The organism is Arthrobacter sp. 10L424, assembly GCF_056395325.1.
The window spans coordinates 344,422-363,089 of sequence record NZ_JBFTJH010000002.1; the positions used below are offsets into that span (position 1 = coordinate 344,422).

At 66.4% G+C, this 18,668-nt stretch carries 14 protein-coding genes; 9 read left to right on the forward strand and 5 right to left on the reverse strand.

Annotated features, from left to right (window positions below; genetic code table 11):
* The first annotated feature begins 7 nt into the window (after positions 1-7).
* Positions 8-1,747, forward strand: a complete 1,740-nt coding sequence (locus AC1DC5_RS04790; protein WP_476864382.1) for a CocE/NonD family hydrolase — start codon at positions 8-10, stop codon at positions 1,745-1,747.
* A gap of 73 nt (positions 1,748-1,820) precedes the next feature.
* On the opposite strand, the gene AC1DC5_RS04795 is transcribed toward AC1DC5_RS04790, so the two are convergent.
* From AC1DC5_RS04795 to AC1DC5_RS04805, 3 genes are all read right to left on the reverse strand, one after another.
* Entirely contained in the window at positions 1,821-2,408 is a 588-nt protein-coding gene (locus AC1DC5_RS04795; RefSeq protein WP_476864383.1) for a TetR/AcrR family transcriptional regulator, read from the reverse strand.
* Positions 2,409-3,235: 827 nt separating this feature from the next.
* The gene (locus AC1DC5_RS04800; RefSeq protein WP_476864384.1) at positions 3,236-4,039 is read right to left on the reverse strand and encodes a creatininase; all 804 of its coding nucleotides are present in this window, start codon (positions 4,037-4,039) and stop codon (positions 3,236-3,238) included.
* Positions 4,040-4,175: 136 nt separating this feature from the next.
* Positions 4,176-5,717 (reverse strand): purine-cytosine permease family protein, encoded by a 1,542-nt coding sequence (locus AC1DC5_RS04805; RefSeq protein ID WP_476864385.1) that lies wholly within the window; start codon positions 5,715-5,717, stop codon positions 4,176-4,178.
* Between the two features lie 108 nt (positions 5,718-5,825).
* Between AC1DC5_RS04805 and AC1DC5_RS04810 the strand changes: the two genes are divergently transcribed.
* Positions 5,826-7,376, forward strand: a complete 1,551-nt coding sequence (locus AC1DC5_RS04810; RefSeq protein WP_476864386.1) for a PucR family transcriptional regulator — start codon at positions 5,826-5,828, stop codon at positions 7,374-7,376.
* Positions 7,377-7,396: 20 nt separating this feature from the next.
* On the opposite strand, the gene AC1DC5_RS04815 is transcribed toward AC1DC5_RS04810, so the two are convergent.
* The gene (locus tag AC1DC5_RS04815; RefSeq protein ID WP_476864387.1) at positions 7,397-8,224 is read right to left on the reverse strand and encodes an IclR family transcriptional regulator; all 828 of its coding nucleotides are present in this window, start codon (positions 8,222-8,224) and stop codon (positions 7,397-7,399) included.
* Positions 8,225-8,306: 82 nt separating this feature from the next.
* A complete protein-coding gene (locus AC1DC5_RS04820; RefSeq protein ID WP_476864388.1) occupies positions 8,307-9,563 on the reverse strand; it encodes an aminopeptidase P family protein in 1,257 nt (418 codons plus the stop codon).
* Positions 9,564-9,804: 241 nt separating this feature from the next.
* Here AC1DC5_RS04820 and glyA point away from each other — a divergent pair, with 241 nt between their 5' ends.
* Genes glyA through purU form a run of 7 tightly spaced genes read left to right on the forward strand, consistent with a single transcriptional unit; the run spans position 9,805 to position 18,588 of the window.
* Positions 9,805-11,145: a serine hydroxymethyltransferase gene (gene glyA, locus AC1DC5_RS04825; RefSeq protein WP_476864389.1), complete on the forward strand. Its 1,341-nt coding sequence runs from the start codon at positions 9,805-9,807 to the stop codon at positions 11,143-11,145.
* The gene (locus AC1DC5_RS04830; RefSeq protein ID WP_476864390.1) at positions 11,142-12,362 is read left to right on the forward strand and encodes a sarcosine oxidase subunit beta family protein; all 1,221 of its coding nucleotides are present in this window, start codon (positions 11,142-11,144) and stop codon (positions 12,360-12,362) included. Before glyA ends, AC1DC5_RS04830 begins: the two co-directional genes overlap by 4 nt.
* Before the next feature lie 14 nt (positions 12,363-12,376).
* Positions 12,377-12,706, forward strand: a complete 330-nt coding sequence (locus AC1DC5_RS04835) for a sarcosine oxidase subunit delta (RefSeq protein WP_476864391.1) — start codon at positions 12,377-12,379, stop codon at positions 12,704-12,706.
* Positions 12,703-15,663 carry a 2Fe-2S iron-sulfur cluster-binding protein gene (locus tag AC1DC5_RS04840; RefSeq protein ID WP_476864392.1) on the forward strand — a complete coding sequence of 987 codons (2,961 nt, stop codon included), beginning with the start codon at positions 12,703-12,705 and terminating at the stop codon, positions 15,661-15,663. Before AC1DC5_RS04835 ends, AC1DC5_RS04840 begins: the two co-directional genes overlap by 4 nt.
* Entirely contained in the window at positions 15,656-16,291 is a 636-nt protein-coding gene (locus tag AC1DC5_RS04845; RefSeq protein ID WP_476864393.1) for a sarcosine oxidase subunit gamma, read from the forward strand. Before AC1DC5_RS04840 ends, AC1DC5_RS04845 begins: the two co-directional genes overlap by 8 nt.
* Positions 16,291-17,700 (forward strand): L-serine ammonia-lyase, encoded by a 1,410-nt coding sequence (locus tag AC1DC5_RS04850; protein WP_476864394.1) that lies wholly within the window; start codon positions 16,291-16,293, stop codon positions 17,698-17,700. The genes AC1DC5_RS04845 and AC1DC5_RS04850 overlap by 1 nt, the downstream gene beginning before the upstream one ends.
* A 3-nt stretch (positions 17,701-17,703) precedes the next feature.
* Complete coding sequence (purU, locus tag AC1DC5_RS04855; protein WP_476864395.1) at positions 17,704-18,588, forward strand: formyltetrahydrofolate deformylase; 885 nt, start codon at positions 17,704-17,706, stop codon at positions 18,586-18,588.
* The last annotated feature ends 80 nt before the right edge of the window (positions 18,589-18,668 follow it).

The following is an 18,668-nucleotide window of genomic DNA, read 5'->3' on the forward strand; positions in this document are numbered from 1 at the left end:
CGCAATCATGAATGAGTACCAGACAATCGACGCCGGCGGAGAGAAAATTGCCGTCCGCAAGGACCTCCGCGTCCCGATGCGCGACGGCGTCGAACTCGCCGCGGACGCCTACCAGGGCACTGAGGACAAGCCGCGGCCGGCGCTGGTGGCGCTGAGCCCGTACGGCAAGGAGCTGCAGGCGCTGGCCCTGACCACCCCGCCGCAGCGGCGCCCCAGCCCGATGTGGGACGGCTGCATCGAGGCCGGTGACATTGCCCGCATCGTTAAGGAGGACTACGTCCACGTCATCGGCGACTTGCGCGGCTCCGGCCACTCGGGCGGCGAACACATTGGCAACTACAACGCCGGCGGCGTCTCACTGGGCCAGGACGCGTACGACTTCATCGAGTGGGTCGCCGAGCAGCCGTGGTGCGACGGCAACGTCGGCATGGTCGGCATCTCCTACTTCGGCTCCATGCAGGTGCTGGCCGCGGCCGAGCGCCCGCCGCACCTGAAGGCGATCTTCGTCTCCGGCGGCCACTACGACTTCTACGAGACCACCTACCACGGCGGCATCATGTGGTTTATGCCCCGGGCCGCCCGCGAGGGCCGCGGCGGCGACTCCGGCTGGGCCTTCACCGACGGCGTCAAGTCCCGCATGATCGAGAAGTACCCCCCGGAGGAGCTGACGGAGCTCGTCCAGAAGCGTCTGGAGGATCCGGACGTTGCCGCCTGGCCGAACCTGGTGCACGTCCTGAACTACCCCAAGAACCACGAAGCCTGGTTCGACATTGTGATGAACGAACTCGACGGCGACTGGTACGAGGAGCGCAACCCCATCACGCTGGCCCCGAACATCGACATCCCGGTGTGGCTGCAGCTGGACCAGGGCCGTGGCTGGACCCTGGACGGCACCATCGAGCTGTTCGGCGCGCTGAAGGGCCCCAAGAAACTGGACATCGGCCCCTACCCGCCGATGCAGTCCCGCCCCTTCATCGAGGAGCACGACAAAATGTTCCGGTGGTACGACTACTGGATCAAGGGCATCGACAACGGTGTCATGGATGAACCGGCCGTCAGCGTCTTTGTGGAAGGCTCGCGCGAGCTGGTGACCGGGACGGCCTGGCCGCCGAAGGACGTCGAGTACACGAATCTCTACCTGCGCCCGCGCCACAAGCTGTCCGCCGAGCCGGAGCTGATGGGCGCCGAATACGCGGCCCCGGACGGCTTCTACCAGGCGCCGCTGACGGTGACCGACAAGGTGGAAATCATCAGCTGGTCCACCCCTCCCTTCGAGGAGGACACGGAGATGATCGGCACCGGTGCCGCACACATCTTCGCCGAGATCGACCAGCCGGACACCAACTTCATCCTGCGCCTGTGGGACTACGCGCCCAACGGCAAGCGCCAGCTCATCACCAGCGGCTACCTCAAGGCCTCCCACCGCGAGCTCGACGGGCGGACCACCGACGGCAATCCGTTCCATCCGCACACCCGTGCCGTACCGGTCGAACCCGGGCAGATCGAGGAGTACGTGCTCCGCCTCTACCCGTTCGCCAACACCTTCAAGCCCGGCCACACCCTGACGGTGGAACTGTCGAACGCCGAGCCGCTGGCCGACGAGCACAACGCGCTGCTCCCACCGGATGCCTTCCACCTGCCGGTGGGCCGGCCCGTCACCCACAAGATCTACCGCGACGCCGCCCACCAGTCCCGGCTCGTGCTGCCGTTCACCACACGCAAGGCGGCGGCCGGCCAGGCGGGCTGACGCATTCGGGCCGCGGCGTACAGGTCAGCCTGAACGCCGCGGCCGGAGGTGCATCCCGGTAGCTGCCTCCGGATCACTCAGCCAGCAGGAAGCACCAGTTGTCGACCATCAGATCCAGGGAAACGTCGCGGTCAACGGTCCAGCCGAGCCGCATCCAGCGCCGGGAGAAGAACTCCAATTCCCCGAAGGCCAGCGCACACCGCACCCGGCGGCTGGCCGGGTCGAACCGCCCGGCCCGGTCAAGGCCGGCCTGCATGTCGTCGATCGCCGTGTCGAACCACTGATCCAACGCCGCCTGGATATCCGGTTCACTGGCCGCGGCCTGGTGCGCCGCCACAACGTAGGGGCGGATTTCGGCCCACTGGTCGAATTTCCGGGCGAGCCAGACCCGAATCAGCTCGCGGTCCCCGGATTCCACCACCGAGTGCAGCGGCGGGACGTCGGCCTCGGTCAGCATTTCGTTGGACCGCACCACCAGCGACCGCATGAGCTCGGCTTTGGACGGAAAATGGGCATAGAACGTGGCCCTGGTGGTGCCTACGGCAGCAGCGATGTCGTCCACCGTCGTGGCGGCGAACCCCTTCTCCTCAAAAAGCTCCAGCCCCTTCTCGAGCAACAATCGGCGGGTCATCTGCTTTTGAGCTTCTCGAATGCTGGCCACTCCCCCAGATTAGAGCAAGATTTGTTGTCAAAATCTCAGAGGGGCCGACGTCGACGATGACCGCCGGTCTCTAGCAGACCAGCGCGGCGCGGTGTGTCTTGGCTTCCAGCGTCCACATCTCTTTGGGTCACCTGCGCGCCGACCTGAGAAAAGCTTGAATTGTAAAGTGCCGCCGTTCCCCCAGGGGCGGCGCGGTGGCACACTTGGTGGACTATCGAGTGACTGGGGGGATCCACGTCAGGAGATCGCCTTGGGCATTCTGGTACGAACGCGCAGTTCCGGCCGCCGGGCGGCTGGCACCCCATGATGGTCGGCTGGGCCTACCTGTTGGCGGCAATCATCACAGTCGACGCGCTGTTGCTCGGGTTGCTCCTGATGAACGTTAAGTGGCCGAAGCGCTGGACGAAAAACGACTGACGCGCGGCGTTCATCCTGTTCTGCGACGCGCAAAATTCCTGACCCGGCCGGCTTCGGGTGTCGGTGGGCATCTTCCGCACCGCGGCGCACGACGCGCGTCGCTCAGGCTGTCGCGCCGGAGGGAACCGTCGGCGCTGGATCCCCGACTTCCATGTGGCCGTCCCACCGGACCGCGCTCCTGCCCAGTTGCCGGCCGCCACAGCCCCGGAATCCCGCGTTTTCCCCGGGACACGCCGGTGTCGGGCTGTGCCGCAGCGAAGTAACCGGGCAGGAGCGCAGTTTGGCTGGTTTTGGCCGACGCCCCCGGTATTCGATTGCACAGCACCGCGACAGCAAAGGTGCCGCGGGGAAGTCTCCCCGCGGCACCGTATCTACTGTGTGAATCGCGCTGCCCTGTGGATCGTCAGGCCCTACACCGGAACACCTGCGGGTGCTGGTTCGCGGACCAGTTCGCGTACGAGGTCGACGGCCAGATCTTCGACCACCTGCCCGAACAGCAACCCGCCCTTGGCAGCGCTGGAGCCCGCGGCCGACGACAGGCACCCGGTGGCGGGTGTCCGCTCCGGCACTACCGGCAGCCTGTCGAAGCGCGGCAGGACCGCGGCAGGACCGTCGATCAGGCGGTCTATGGCAACCCGGGCCGGTTCGAGGTGGAGCATGAGCGAGGTTTCCAGGACCCCGCCGTGCTCGATGTCCCAGCCCGGGAAGCCGTCGGGGTAGACCTGGGTCAGCGTGTCCTGGCTGACAAAGTCCCAATACGACAACAGCAGCACACTCTGCTTAGCCCCGGGCCGAATCCCAAGCTCATCCAGGGCCAGGTCGATTCCCTCGTACAGGAACTGGTAGTTCTCGAAGTGGCCGTTGATGAAGACCACGTGCCGGACGCCCTGGTTGAGGAAGGACTTGACCAGGTTGCGCGCCACGCCGATGAGGGTGGCACCATCCAGGCTGACAGTACCCGGGAGGTGGTTGCCGCCGCCGGACTTCTGCTGCGACTTGTACCCGTAGGCGATCGGCTGGGCAACCATTGCACCCAGCCGCCGGGCGACTCCTTCCGCGAAGTGGGAGGACAAGATGGTGTCCGTTCCCAGCGGAAGGTGAGGGCCGTGCTGCTCCAGGGACCCGACGGGAATGAGAACGATCGCCTCCCCGGATACCAAGGCTTCGCGGTAGGCAAAGGCATCCAGGTCCTCCAGAAATACTGACTTGTCCATGCTCGTGGTGCTCCTCGTTATGTTCCGTCCCGGTGGCGGCGGCCGCCGCCACCGGGTGTCGGGCGCTGGTGATGTTGTGGGCCGTGCCGACGGGGAATCTGGTGACGTTATCGGCACCAGTGGGGTGAACTCCCGGTCAAAGGCCGGCAGGGGCGGTGGTGGTGGTGGTGGAGAGATCGAAATCGGAGGGCTGAGCGGAAACCGGGGTGGCCTCGCCGGCGCCTGGCACCTGCAGGAACTTCCGGTGGAAACGCGGCCCCATCAGCGCATAGGCTGCGGCGCTGGTCAGGCCGCCGGCGAGCCAGGACAGGTCCCAGCCGCCCAGGGCGACGGCGATGGGTCCCTGCATTGCCGGTACCAGGCCGTACATAAACAGCCAGGTGGCGAAGATTCCGATGAGCAGGGATGCGATGCCGGCGGGGTTCACGCCCGGAAGGCGCTTGGTGCCGACGGCGTCGAACAGCCGGACCGGGTCGCTGGGCCAGCGCTTCTCAATCCAGAAGTAGTGCACCAGCATGACGCCGCCCCAGGCCGCCACCCACGCCACGAGTCCGATCAGCCAGGCATCCAGTACGGCGGCGAAGTCCTCTTGGAAGATGAAGAAGACGACGGCGGCGAGGGAGAAGACTCCGACGAACAGGTTGAGCTTGCGGCGGCTGATGGTGATGTCCAGCGCCTGAGTGGCTACGGAGAAAGTGTAGATATTAAGGATGTTGGTGGCGATGGGGCCGTGCAGGACCATGAGCAGCACCGGGAGTGCCATGACGCCGAAGTTCTGCACAATTAGCTTGCCGGGGTCGATCTCGCCGCTGTTGGTGGCCAGGCTGGCGCCCAGGATTCCGAGCCAGACGACGGGGATGAACTGCCCCAACACGGAGGCCAGGTAGAGCTTGCGCTTGGGGACTTCGGTGCTGACGAAGCGGGAGTAGTCGGCGGCGTAGGTGAACCAGGTGATGCCCCAGCCGATACCGATGGCGGTCATGACGGCGCTCATGGCGGCGATCCGCTCCGAGCCTTCGAGGATGTTGCCAGCCGGGCCGGCGTAAGACCAGTTGATCTTCATGCCGAACCAGGCGACGACGGACATCACAGCGAGGATGATGATGGTCGGCGGGACCGTCCACTTCTCGAATGCCGCGATGGCCTTGTAGCCGAACCACGCGATGGCGACCTGCGCTGCCATGATGGCCGTGGCGACGCCGATCTTCCAGGCATAGTTGTGGGCGGTGGGGTCCACCCAGCCGAGGGTGCCGAACAGTGCCATGACCAGGTCCAGGATGATCCACGTGTTGACCGCGCACCAGCCGATGACCAGCAGTGCCTGAATGGCGGCCGGGAGGTAGTTCCCCTGCCGGCCGAAGGCAGCCCGGGCCAGCACCATGCCGGTGGCCCCGGTTTTCTGGCCGAGGAGGACAAAGCAGCCAAAGAGCAGCATGCCGATCAGGTTCCCCAAAACCAGCACAATGACTGTGTCTGAGAATCCTAGGCCGAGGTGGATGCCGAGGGCGCCGAGCACCCAGTTGATCGGGGCAAGGTTGGCGCCGGCCCAGATCCAGAACTGACCGGAGACTTTCCGGGTTCGCTGGGATTCCGGAATGGGCTGGAGCCAAGCTTCGTGGTCTATGTGGTCCTCATTGACCACTGGACCGGCGGGAACCGCTGGGGAATTTTCACGCATTGGGGCCTCCGTGAGAGTTTTGGGGGTACTTCAAGGTTAAGTGGCGTGCACCACATCCACCTATATAGAATGTGTCTAGTTAATGTTCAGCAAACGCGACGGAGTGTCATGTCCATACGTCTTCAGGATGTGCTCGATCATCCGACCCTCTCGGTCGCTGATCCCATCGTCAGGGCGGCGGCCGGAACGGCGGCCAGAACCCAGCTCCGCTGGATCCACTCCAGCGAGATCCTGGACATCGCCCCCTTGCTCGACGGCGGGGAGCTTCTGTTGACGGGAGGGGAGGCCCTTGCCCGCGCTGGTGAGGAACGGCAAGTCATCTACATCCGCCAGCTGGCCGAGCGGGGCGTGGCCGCCCTGGCCATCGAGACCGGAATCGCCCTCCCCTCGCTCCCGTCCGCCATGGTGTCGGCCGCTGAGGCAGCCGGCCTCCCGCTGATCGAGCTCCGCAAGGTCGTGCCCTTCGTTGGCGTGATGCAGGCCATCAATTCGACACTGGTCAGCGAGTCGGTTTCCCAGTTGCGGCGGGCGGACGAGGCGAGCCATGCAATGGCCGTTGAGCTGGCCCACGGTGGCAGTCTGGACCGGATTCTCGCTGTGCTCGCCGGCATCATCAACGCCGAGGTGACCCTGGCGTCCCTTACGGGCGCAACCCTGGCCAGCGCGACGGCGGGGACGGCCGGGACCGACGACGACGAAATTGCCGGCTCAGTTCCCGTCGGCCAGGAGCATGCCCGTCTGATCCAGATTGACGTGCCGGTCCGCGGGATCCTTGCGGCCCAGCTCATGCTGCGGGTCCCGGCGCACGAGGATGAGAATTTGGCCCGCACTGCAGGGAAGCGCTCGGTGGACATCCTGGCCCTGGCGATGTTGCAGCGGATGTCGCCCGGGCTCCGGGAGGTTGCGGGAGCTGCCCTGATCCGCGCCATTGATTCCGGTAGCCAGCCGTGGCGGCTTCAGCAGTTGGCATCAGCCGCCGGCATTCCGGCCGCCGAACCGCTGGTGGCCCTGGTGGTCCGGTCGGATACGTCCCAACAGTTGCGGACGTCGGTTGAGCAGTTGCTGGCCCGGGCGGCGCCTTCCCACGCCACTTACGTCGACAACGCCGAGCTTCTCGCGGTGGCAGGTCTTGGCGGAGATACTCCGGCAGAGAACCGGCAAAAGCTTCTGGCCGGCCTGCTGGAGGTACCGGCCCTGGCCAGGACGCTCGCGGCGGTGGGTCCCCTGGTGGCGGGCGTTTCGGACGCTCCCTGGTCGCTGTCCGAAGCCAAGCTCACGCTGGAATTGGCGGCCGCCCGGGAGCAGTTCCGTTCCGAAGTCGGTGGCGCGCACCCTCCCGTCATCGACGCGGAGGCGTTTGCCGTGGAACGTCTCGCCATTCAGTCCCTGGACCCGTATCAGCGCCGGAATTTCGTGCGCCAGCAGCTGGGGCCGCTGCTGGATCATGATGCCCAACGCAATTCGCGGCTGCTCGACACTCTGGCCGCATGGCTGGATTGCGGTTGCAACACCGCCCAGGCCGCGAGGGAGCTGCATCTGGAACGCCAGTCGATGCACCAGCGGCTGCGGCGGATCTTCGAGCTCTGCGGCGGCGACCCCCGGGAAACGGGGCGGCTGGCGGCCCTGCATTTGGCCGCCGGCCTCGCCCGGCTCGTCTGAGTTGCCCGGCTGCCCGGGTCCTAGCTTTGGCCTGCTTGCTCCGGGCCCCCGGGCGGTCGGCCGCCCAGACGTGTGGTGACAAGGCGCGCAGCAGCGGCGCACGCCTCGCCCAGGCTTTGCAGCCGTTCGCGGGAAACGCGGAACCGGGGGGCCGGGATGAGGACGGCGGCCACGATGTCGCCGCGGTGGTCGAAGACGGGGGCGGCCACGCCGACTTCGTCGATGGATGATTCACCGTAGTTGATGGCCCAGCCCCGGCTCGCTGCGTCGTCGAGCTTAATCTGGTACCCGTCGAGGCTGGCATCATCCAGCCCCGGATGGGTGATGGTTCCGCTGCGGAGCAGGGCACGGACCCGTTCGGCGGGTTCGGCGGACAGGAAGACCTGGACGGACGCGCTCATGGCGTCCTGGTACCGGGCTCCCAGCGGGGTGGTGTGCTTGATCTGGTGGTGGCTGGCGATCTGTTCCACGCACATGGATTCTGCACCGTTCCACACCATGAGCGCACTGGTCTCGCCGGTTTGCTCGGTGAGTTCACGCAGCACCGGGTAGGCCACCCGCCGTTCCTCGAGTTCGGCCAGCAGCGGACCGGCAATCGCGATCAGCCCCAGGCCGAGGCGGTAACGGCGCGTTTCCGGGTCGCGTTCCACCAGGCGTTCCTGCTCGAAGGTGGCGAGGATCCTGGAAACGGTGCTTTTGTGCAGCCCGACCCGATTGGCGATCTCCGTGACACCGAGCAGCGGCTCATCGGCGGTGAATGACCTCAGCACGGCGATGGCGTTGACGATGACGGATGTGCCCTTGGTGTCGCCGCTTCCGTTGATCTCCGGGGGTTCTTCTTGGCTCATGGTTGTTCCATCATTCCGTACAGAGGCCGAAAAGCGGCGCCACGGTGGACGTGGCGCCGCTTCTTTGCGGATCAGGGGCTGGTCAAGCGCCCACGATGTTGTATTCCGGGCCGAAGGGGAACTTGGTGATGTTCTCGGCCCCGTCCTCACCGACCACAAGGATGTCGTGCTCGCGGTAGCCGCCGGCGCCGGGCTGGCCGTCGAGGACCGTGATCATCGGTTCCATCGAGACGACCATGCCCGGTTCCAGCACGGTGTCGATGTCCTCGCGAAGTTCCAGTCCGGCTTCACGGCCATAGTAGTGGCTCAGCACGCCGAAGGAGTGTCCGTAGCCGAACGTCCGGTTGGCGAGCAGTCCGTGGCCCACGTAGATCTCGTTGAGTTCGGCGGCGATGTCCTTGCAGACGGCTCCCGGCTTGATGAGCTCGAGACCGCGCTTGTGGACCTCCACGTTGATGTTCCACAGCTCCAGGGAGCGGGCGTCGGGTTCGCCGTAGAACAGGGTGCGCTCAAGTGCCGTGTAGTAGCCGGAGGTCATGGGGAAGCAGTTCAGCGACAGGATGTCGTGTTCCTGGATCTTCCGCGTGGTGGCCCAGTTGTGGGCGCCGTCGGTGTTGATGCCGGACTGGAACCACACCCAGGTGTCACGGATTTCCGAATCCGGGAAGGTCCGGGCGATCTCGTGGACCATGGCTTCGGTGCCGATCAGGGCGACCTCGTATTCGGTGATCCCGGCTGTGATCGCGTTGCGGATGGCCTCGCCGCCGAGGTCGCCGATGCGGGCACCGTGCTTAATGACCTCGATCTCTTCAGCCGACTTGATCATCCGCTGGCGCATGGCCGCCTGCGCGACGTCGACCAAGGTGGCGGATTCAAAGGCTGCCTGGATCTTGTTGCGGTTGTCCAGCGGCAGGGAATCGTCCTCGACGCCGAGCCGGCGGGGGTTGATGCCGCGGGTGCGGAGCGCCTCCTGGATGGCAAAGATGTAGTTGTCCCGGCGCCAGTCCGTGTAGATCACGTTGTCGCCGTAGCTCCGGCGCCACGGCATGCCGGCGTCGATATTGGCCGTGACGGTCACGGTGTCGTCCTTGGTGACCACCATGGCGTAGGAGCGGCCAAACGAGGTGAAGAGGAAGTCGGAGTAGTACTTGATGGAGTGGTAGCTGGTCAGGACGACGGCGTCCAGGCTCTTCTCCGCCATGATGCGGCGCAGCCCTGAAAGCCGGCGCTCAAACTCGGTATCGGAGAACGTGAGGCTGACCTTCTTGCCGTTGTTCAGGACCTTGAGGCGCTCCAGCTTGGTGACGTCGTTGGCGGCTTCGATTTGCGTGCTGGTCATGGTGTGTTGCCTTTCTTCAATGAGAACTCCAAGCAGTTGCATTCAGAGCAACGCTGTTGCAACAGGCTATGCGTGACCAGCGACACAGTCAAGGCTTATTCATCCGAGTTCTCTGGAGCAAGCCCAATCCCCGTCGCAATGAAGAAAGTGATTGACGCAACATTGTTGTCCACCTAGAGTTGCATCCAACGCAACACTGTTGCATTCGTCTAGAAGTTTCCTTGAACCGAAAGAGGCCGCCATGACGGGCACCCTGAACCAACCCTTGGCCAGCGTCGACGCCGACGTCGCACGCGCCATTGACCTTGAACTGGAACGTCAGCAGTCCACCCTCGAGATGATCGCCTCCGAGAATTTCGCCCCCGCCGCGGTCATGGAGGCGCAGGGCTCGGTCCTGACGAACAAATACGCCGAAGGCTACCCGGGCAAGCGCTACTACGGCGGCTGCGAGCACGTCGACGTGATCGAACAGCTCGCCATCGACCGGGTGAAGGCCCTGTTCGGCGCGGAAGCCGCGAACGTGCAGCCGCACTCCGGCGCCCAGGCGAACGCCGCCGCCATGTTTGCCCTGCTGGAACCGGGCGACACCATCATGGGACTCTCGCTGGCACACGGCGGACACCTCACCCACGGCATGCGCATCAACTTCTCCGGCAAGCTCTACAACGTGGTCCCGTACCACGTCAGCGAGCACAACCACCTGGTTGATATGGCCGAAGTCGAGGCCCTGGCCCTCGAGCACCGGCCCAAAATGATCGTGGCAGGCTGGTCGGCCTACTCCCGGCAGCTGGACTTTGCCGAGTTCCGCCGGATCGCCGATCTCGTGGGCGCCTACCTGATGGTGGACATGGCGCACTTCGCCGGCCTGGTGGCCGCCGGGCTGCACCCTAACCCGGTGCCCTTTGCCGACGTCGTCACGACCACCACGCACAAGACGCTCGGCGGCCCGCGCGGCGGGGTGATCCTGAGCAAGGAGGAATATGCGCGCAAAATCAACAGCGCCGTCTTCCCCGGCCAACAGGGCGGCCCGCTGGAGCACGTCATCGCGGCCAAGGCCGTGGCCTTCAAGATCGCGGCCTCGGCTGGGTTCAAGGAACGCCAGGAACGCACCCTCGAAGGTGCCCGACTTCTCGCATCCCGGCTCCTGAAGGACGACGTCGACGCCGCCGGGATCACGGTGGTCAACGGCGGCACCGATGTCCACCTGGTCCTGGTGGACCTGCGGCACTCGGAACTGGACGGGCAGCAGGCCGAAGACCGGCTGCACCAGATCGGCATCACGGTCAACCGCAACGCCGTTCCGTTCGACCCCCGCCCGCCCATGGTCTCGTCCGGGCTCCGGATCGGCACCCCGGCCCTGGCCACGCGCGGCTTCGGCGCCACCGAATTCGCGGAGGTGGCGGACATCATCGCCTGCGCCCTCACTTCGCCGGCCGTCGACAACGAACTCAGCGACGAAACCGCAGCCGGCCTCCGCGGGCGCGTCAGCACCCTGGCGGACAAATTCCCCCTCTACCCGCACCTTGGCGACAAGACGGCGGCACCCGCTCTTGAGGCAGAACTGATTGGAGCAGCACGATGAGCACGGAACAGCTTCCGGAGCACCCGGAATTCCTCTGGCGGAACCCGGAGCCCAAGTCCTCCTACGACGCCGTGATTGTGGGCGGCGGCGGGCATGGCCTCGCCACCGCCTACTACCTGGCCAAGAACCACGGGATGACCAACATCGCCGTCTTGGAAAAGGGCTGGCTCGCCGGCGGCAACATGGCCCGGAACACCACGATCATCCGCTCCAACTACCTCTGGGACGAGAGCGCGGCGATCTACGAGCACGCCCTGAAACTCTGGGAGATCCTCCCGGAGGAGCTCGAGTACGACTTCCTCTTCAGCCAGCGCGGCGTGATGAACCTCGCCCACACCCTGGGCGACGTCCGCGAAAGCGTCCGCCGGGTCGGAGCCAACAAGCTCAACGGCGTCGACGCCGAGTGGCTGGACCCGCAGCAGGTCAAGGAACTCTGCCCCATCCTGAACATCAACGACAACATCCGTTACCCGGTCATGGGGGCCACGTACCAACCGCGCGCCGGCATCGCCAAGCACGACCATGTCGCGTGGGCCTTCGCCCGCAAATGCGATGAGCTCGGCGTGGACATCATCCAGAACTGCGAAGTCACCGGCTTCGTCAAAGACGGCAACCGCGTCACCGGCGTCAAGACCAACCAGGGCACCATCCACACCGAAAAGGTCGGGCTTTGCGCTGCCGGGCACAGCTCGGTCCTCGCCGAAATGGCCGGGTTCCGGCTTCCCATCCAGTCCCACCCGCTGCAGGCACTCGTGTCCGAACTGCACGAGCCCGTCCACCCGACCGTGGTCATGTCCAACCACGTCCACGTCTACGTCTCCCAGGCGCACAAGGGCGAGCTGGTCATGGGCGCCGGCGTCGACTCCTACAACGGCTACGGCCAGCGCGGCTCCTTCCACGTGATCGAGCACCAGATGGCGGCCGCCGTCGAACTCTTCCCGATCTTCGCCCGCGCCCATGTGCTCCGGACCTGGGGCGGGATCGTGGACACCACCCTCGACGCCTCCCCCATCGTGGGCACCACTCCGGTGGACAACATGTTCGTGAACTGCGGCTGGGGCACCGGCGGCTTCAAGGGCACCCCGGCGGCCGGGCTGACGTTCGCGCACACCATCGCCACCGGCACCCCGCACGCCCTCAACAAGCCCTTTGCCCTCGAGCGCTTCGAAACCGGCGCCCTGATCGATGAACACGGCGCCGCTGCCGTGGCCCACTAGAAAGAGGTACGGACATGCTCCTGATCCCCTGCCCCAACTGCGGCCCCCGGGACGAGACCGAATTCCACTACGGCGGCCAGGCCCACATCGCCTACCCCGAAAACCCGGCGGACCTCACCGACCGCGAATGGGCCGAGTACCTGTTCTACCGCGACAACACCAAGGGCGCCTTCGCCGAACGCTGGCTCCACAGCACCAGCTGCCGCCAGTGGTTCAACATGCTCCGCGACACCGTCACCTACGACATCCAGGCCGTGTACCCGATGGGCCAGCTTCGGCCCACCACGGGAACCACCGCCCCCACACTTCCCAGCCCCGTCTCCCCGGAAGGAGCAAGCAAATGACCGCTCAGCCGCAGCCCGCGCGCCTCAGCACCGGCGGACGCATCGACCGCAGCGTCACCTGGCGCTTTACCATGGACGGCCGTGAATTCACCGGCCACCCCGGCGACACCCTCGCCTCCGCCCTGCTCGCGAACGGCCAGCTCGCCGCCGGCAACTCGCTGTACGAGGACCGGCCCCGCGGCATCATGTCCGCCGGCGTCGAGGAATCCAACGCCCTGGTCAAGATCGCCCCCCGGTTCCCGGGCCACGTGGCCGAGTCCATGCTCCCCGCCACCACCGTCACCCTGGTGGACGGCCTCAGCGCCGAGTACCTCAACGGGCTGGGAAAGCTGGACCCGGCCGAGGACCGCGCCGAGTACGACAAGAAGTACGTCCACACCGACGTCCTCGTGGTCGGCGGCGGGCCGGCCGGCCTGGCCGCAGCCCGCGAAGCCGTCCGCAGCGGCGCCCGCGTCATTCTCATTGACGACCAGCCCGAGCTCGGCGGCTCGCTGCTGGCCGGATCCACCGATCCGGCCCTCGCGGAGACCATTGAAGGGGCCCCCGCCCTGGACTGGGTTTCCAACGTCGAAGCCGAACTGATCTCCGCTGCCGAGTGCACGGTCCTGAACCGCACGTCGGCCTTCGGCTCCTACGACTCCAACTACGTCATCGCGGCCCAGAACCGGACGGACCACCTCCTGACCCCGGCCGCCCCCGGCGTGTCCCGCCAGCGGATCTGGCACATCCGCGCCGCCCAGGTCATCCTGGCGCCCGGCGCCCACGAACGCCCGCTGGTGTTCGAAAACAACGACCGCCCCGGCATCATGCTCGCCTCCGCAGTCCGCAGCTACGTCAACCGCTACGCCGTGGCCCCCGGTTCGCGCGTGGTCATCAGCACCACCAACGACAGCGCCTACGCACTGGCAGCCGACCTCCGGGCCGCGGGCATCCGGGTCGAGGCCGTCGTCGACGCCCGCCCGCAGCTGAGCGGAAAGGCAGCCGCAGCGGCCGCAACCGGCACCCGGGTGCTGATCGGCAGCGCCGTCGCCGACACCACCGCTGATCTGTCCGACGGCGGCCGGCTGACCGCCGTCACCGTCCGGAGCATCGACGACGCCGGCGAACTCACCTCCGGCGTCGAACAGCTCGCCTGCGACCTGCTTGCCGTCTCGGGCGGCTGGTCTCCCGTGGTGCACCTGCACTCCCAGCGCCAGGGCAAGATCCGCTGGGACGATGAGCTGGCGGCGTTCGTTCCCAGCAGCGTGGTTCCCAACCAGCAGGTGGCCGGTGCGGGCCGGGGCAGCTTCGAGCTCGCAGACTGCGTCACCGAGGGCATCTCCGCCGGGGCAGCGGCGGCCAGCGCCGCCGGCTTCGAGCCTGAAAACTCGGGCGGATCGTCCGTCCTGGCTGAGCCTAAAGCGTCCGCCCCGACGCGCCAGCTCTGGCTGGTCCCCGGGCAGGAAGGCGGACCGGACGACTGGCACTACCATTTCGTCGACTTCCAGCGCGACCAGTCCGTGGCCGACGTGCTCCGTTCCACCGGCGCCGGCATGCGCTCGGTGGAACACGTCAAGCGCTACACCTCGATCAGCACCGCCAACGACCAGGGCAAGACCTCCGGGGTGAACGCGATCGGCGTCATCGCCGCTGCACTCCGCCAGGCGGGCGAAGCGTCCCGGGGCATCGGGGAGATCGGCACCACCGCGTACCGCGCCCCCTTCACCCCGGTGGCCTTCGCGGCCCTGGCCGGACGCCAGCGCAACGAACTGTTTGACCCGGCCCGGCTCACCTCGATCCACCCGTGGCATGTCGCCCAGGGTGCCCTGTTCGAGGACGTCGGCCAGTGGAAGCGCCCCTGGTACTACCCGCAGGCGGGCGAGGACATGGACGCCGCGGTCCTCCGCGAATGCGCCGCCGTCCGGGAATCCGTGGGCTTCATGGACGCCACCACCCTGGGCAAGATCGAAATCCGGGGCAAGGACGCCGGCGAGTTCCTGAACCGCATCTACACGAACGCGTTCAAGAAGCTCGCCCCGGGTTCCGCCCGCTATGGCGTGATGTGCACGCCGGACGGCATGATCTTCGACGACGGCGTCACCCTCCGCCTCGACGAGGACCGGTACTTCATGACGACCACCACCGGCGGTGCCGCCAAGGTCCTCGACTGGCTGGAGGAATGGCTGCAGACCGAATGGCCCGACCTGGACGTGCACTGCACCTCCGTCACAGAACAGTGGTCCACCATCGCCGTCGTCGGACCGAAGTCCCGCGACGTCGTGGCCAAGCTGGCCCCGGAACTGGCGGCCGACGGCGGGCTCGACGCCGAGGCCTTCCCGTTCATGACGTTCCGCGAGACCACCCTGGCCTCCGGCGTCCAGGCCAGGGTCTGCCGGATCTCCTTCTCCGGCGAACTGGCCTACGAGATCAATGTGCCGGCCTGGTACGGGATGAACACCTGGGAAGCCGTGGCAGCGGCCGGGGCGGAATTCAACATCACCCCGTACGGCACCGAGACCATGCACGTCCTGCGTGCGGAGAAGGGCTACCCGATCGTCGGCCAGGACACCGACGGGACCGTTACCCCGCAGGACGCCGGGATGGAGTGGGTTGTCTCCAAGGCCAAGGACTTCATCGGCAAGCGTTCCTACACCCGCAAGGACGCCGCCCGCACGGACCGGAAGCACCTGGTCAGCGTCCTCCCCGTGGACGGCACCATCCGGCTTCCCGAAGGCACCCAGCTGGTGGAACAGGGCATCATCGTCAACCCCGCCTACGGCCCTGTCCCCATGCAGGGATTCGTGACCTCGAGCTACCACAGCGCCGCACTGGGCAGGTCGTTTGCCCTGGCCCTGATCAAGAACGGCCGCAACCGCATCGGCGAAACCCTCGTGGCCGCCGCCGGTGACCTACTGGTTGACGTGGTTGTTGCAGAAACCGTACTTTTTGACTCTGAAGGGACCCGCAAAGATGGCTGACACAGCAGCACTCGAAAATTCCAAGAAGATCCTGGCCCTCCGGCAGAGCCCGGCGTCGCTTCTGGCCGCAGCTTTTGAAGCTGGATCCGTGGCGGGCACCGTGGAGCTGCGCGAGGTGCCGTTCCTGACCATGGCGGGGTTGCGGGTCGATCCTGCCGGTGACGCCGGGGAGCGGCTGGGTGCCCTTACGGGAGGCCTGCCCTCCGCGTCCGGGGAAGTCCGCAGCAGCGGCGACACCGCGGTGCTGTGGCTGGGCCCGGCAGAATTCCTGCTCGTGGCACCCGCGGAATCCCACGAAAGCGTGGGCGGCGAACTCCCCCGGACGCTCATCGCAGCCCTGGGGGACGGTGCCGGCCAGGTGGTCGATCTCTCCGCCAACCGCACCACGCTCGAACTCACCGGTCCGCGGGCACGGGCCGTCCTGGAGAAGGGGTGCTCGCTGGACCTGCACCCCCGCGTCTTCAAGGCCGGAACGGCGCTGTCCACGGAAATCGGCGGCATCCCGGCCATTCTGTGGAAGACCGCGGAAGAGACGTACCGCATCTTCCCGCGGGCCTCCTTTGCGGAGTTCCTGGGCCGCTGGCTTCTCGACGCCATGCGCGAATTTGAGACCCCCGAGGTCCCCTGATGGCGCTCAGCGTCCTGGACCTGTTTTCTGTTGGCATCGGGCCGTCCTCCTCCCACACGGTCGGCCCGATGCGCGCGGCAAAACGCTTCGCCGACGGACTCAGAAGTGACGGGCGGCTGAGCGCAACCACACGGGTACAGGCCGAACTGTTTGGTTCCCTGGGGGCCACCGGCCGGGGCCACGGATCGGACAAGGCCGTGGTCCTGGGCCTTCAGGGCCACAGCCCCGAGACCGTGGATACCGGCACCGCCGATGACCAGGTGGCGGCTGCGGCACTGGATGCCGAACTCCGGATCGGCGGGGATCACCGCGTGGACTTCAACTGGGACGAGGACGTGGTGCTGCACCGCCGCAAGTCCCTCCCCGCTCATCCGAACGGCATGACCTTCCGGGCACTGGACCACTCCGGGACTGTCCTCAGCGAACGGAGCTTCTATTCAGTTGGGGGCGGCTTCGTTGTTGACGGCAACGCCCAGGGCGTGGACCAGGTGGTCGCGGACGACACAGCGCTGCCCTACCCGTTCACCACGGCGAATGAACTTCTGGAGATCTGCCGCCGCGAGCACATGTCCATCTCCGACGTGATGCTCGCCAATGAACTGGTCTGGCGCAGCGAGGCCGAACTCCGGGAACGGCTCCTGGCACTGTGGGCGGTCATGCGCCAGTGCGTGGACAACGGCTGCGCGGCCGAGGGCATCCTGCCCGGCGGGCTAAACGTCACACGCCGCGCCCCGGCCCTGTTCCGCACGCTGTCGGCCACCGCTGCCAGCGCCGGGGACCGTGCCCCCTCCCTGGACCAGGTGCCCGCCGACCCGCTGCTCGCGATGGAATGGGTGAACCTGTTCGCCCTGGCCGTCAACGAGGAAAACGCCGCGGGCGGGCGCATCGTCACCGCCCCTACCAACGGCGCGGCCGGCATTGTCCCCGCCGTGCTGCACTATTACGTCAAGTTTGTTCCGGGAGCCGACGACGACGGCGTCGTCCGCTTCCTCCTGACGGCGGCCGCCGTCGGGATCCTGTTCAAGATCAACGCCTCGATATCCGGGGCGGAGGTCGGCTGCCAGGGTGAAGTCGGATCGGCCTGCTCCATGGCCGCGGCGGGGCTGTGCGAAGTACTGGGCGGAACCCCGGAACAAGTGGAAAATGCCGCCGAAGTCGGGATCGAACACAACCTCGGCCTGACCTGCGACCCCGTCGGCGGGCTGGTGCAGATCCCCTGCATCGAACGCAACGCGATCGCCAGCGTCAAAGCCATCAACGCCGCCCGCCTGTGCCTCCACGGCGACGGCCGGCACAAGGTATCGCTGGACAAAGCCATCAAAACCATGCGAGAGACAGGAGCGGACATGAAGACCAAGTACAAGGAGACCTCCCGCGGGGGACTCGCCGTGAATGTGATCGAGTGCTGAGCCATGGACACCCTCAATAGCAGCACCGCTGAATACGTTCTGACCCTCGATTGCCCGGAAACTCGGGGCCTCGTGCACGCCGTGTCCGGATTCCTGCTGGAACAAGGCTGCGACATCCTGGAAAGCAAGCAATTCGACTCCCAGGACGACGACCACTTCTTTATGCGGATCCACTTCGCCTCGGCAGGAGACTCCCCCGGCGGACCGGCGACCCTTGATTCGCTCCAGGAAGCCTTTGTGCCCGTGGCCGAAAAGTTCGGCATGCATTGGCAGCTGCGCGCCCATGGGACGAAACGCCGGGTCCTGATCATGGTCTCGAAATTCGAGCACTGCCTTAACGACCTGCTGTTCCGCGCCCGCATCGGGGAGCTGCCCATCGACATTGTCGGGGTTGTATCGAACCATCCGGACCACCGGGGAATCGTCGAATGGCACGGCATCCCGTTCTTCCATGTGCCCGTCACGCCGGACACCAAGCCTGCGGCCGAACAACGGCTCATGGAATTGGTGGACCGGCTGGACGTCGAACTCGTGGTTCTAGCGCGTTACATGCAGGTCCTCAGCGACGATCTCACCCGCCGCCTGGACGGGCGCGCCATCAACATCCATCACTCTTTCCTGCCCAGCTTCAAGGGGGCCAAGCCCTACCACCAGGCGCATGCGCGCGGCGTGAAGACGGTCGGCGCCACTGCCCACTACGTCAATGCCGAGCTCGATGAGGGGCCGATCATCTCCCAGCAGGTGGTGGAGGTGGACCATACCTTCGGTGCCGACGATCTCGTGGCCGCCGGACGCGACACGGAGCGCAAGGCACTCTCCAACGCCGTCCGCTGGCACTGCGAAGGGCGCGTCTTCCTGCAAGGCAACCGGACCGTCGTGCTGCGCTAGCTTCGGCCGTCAGACCGGACAGCGCTCCTGCCCAGTTACCGGCCGCCGCAGCCCCGGAATCCGGCGTTTTCCCCGGGACA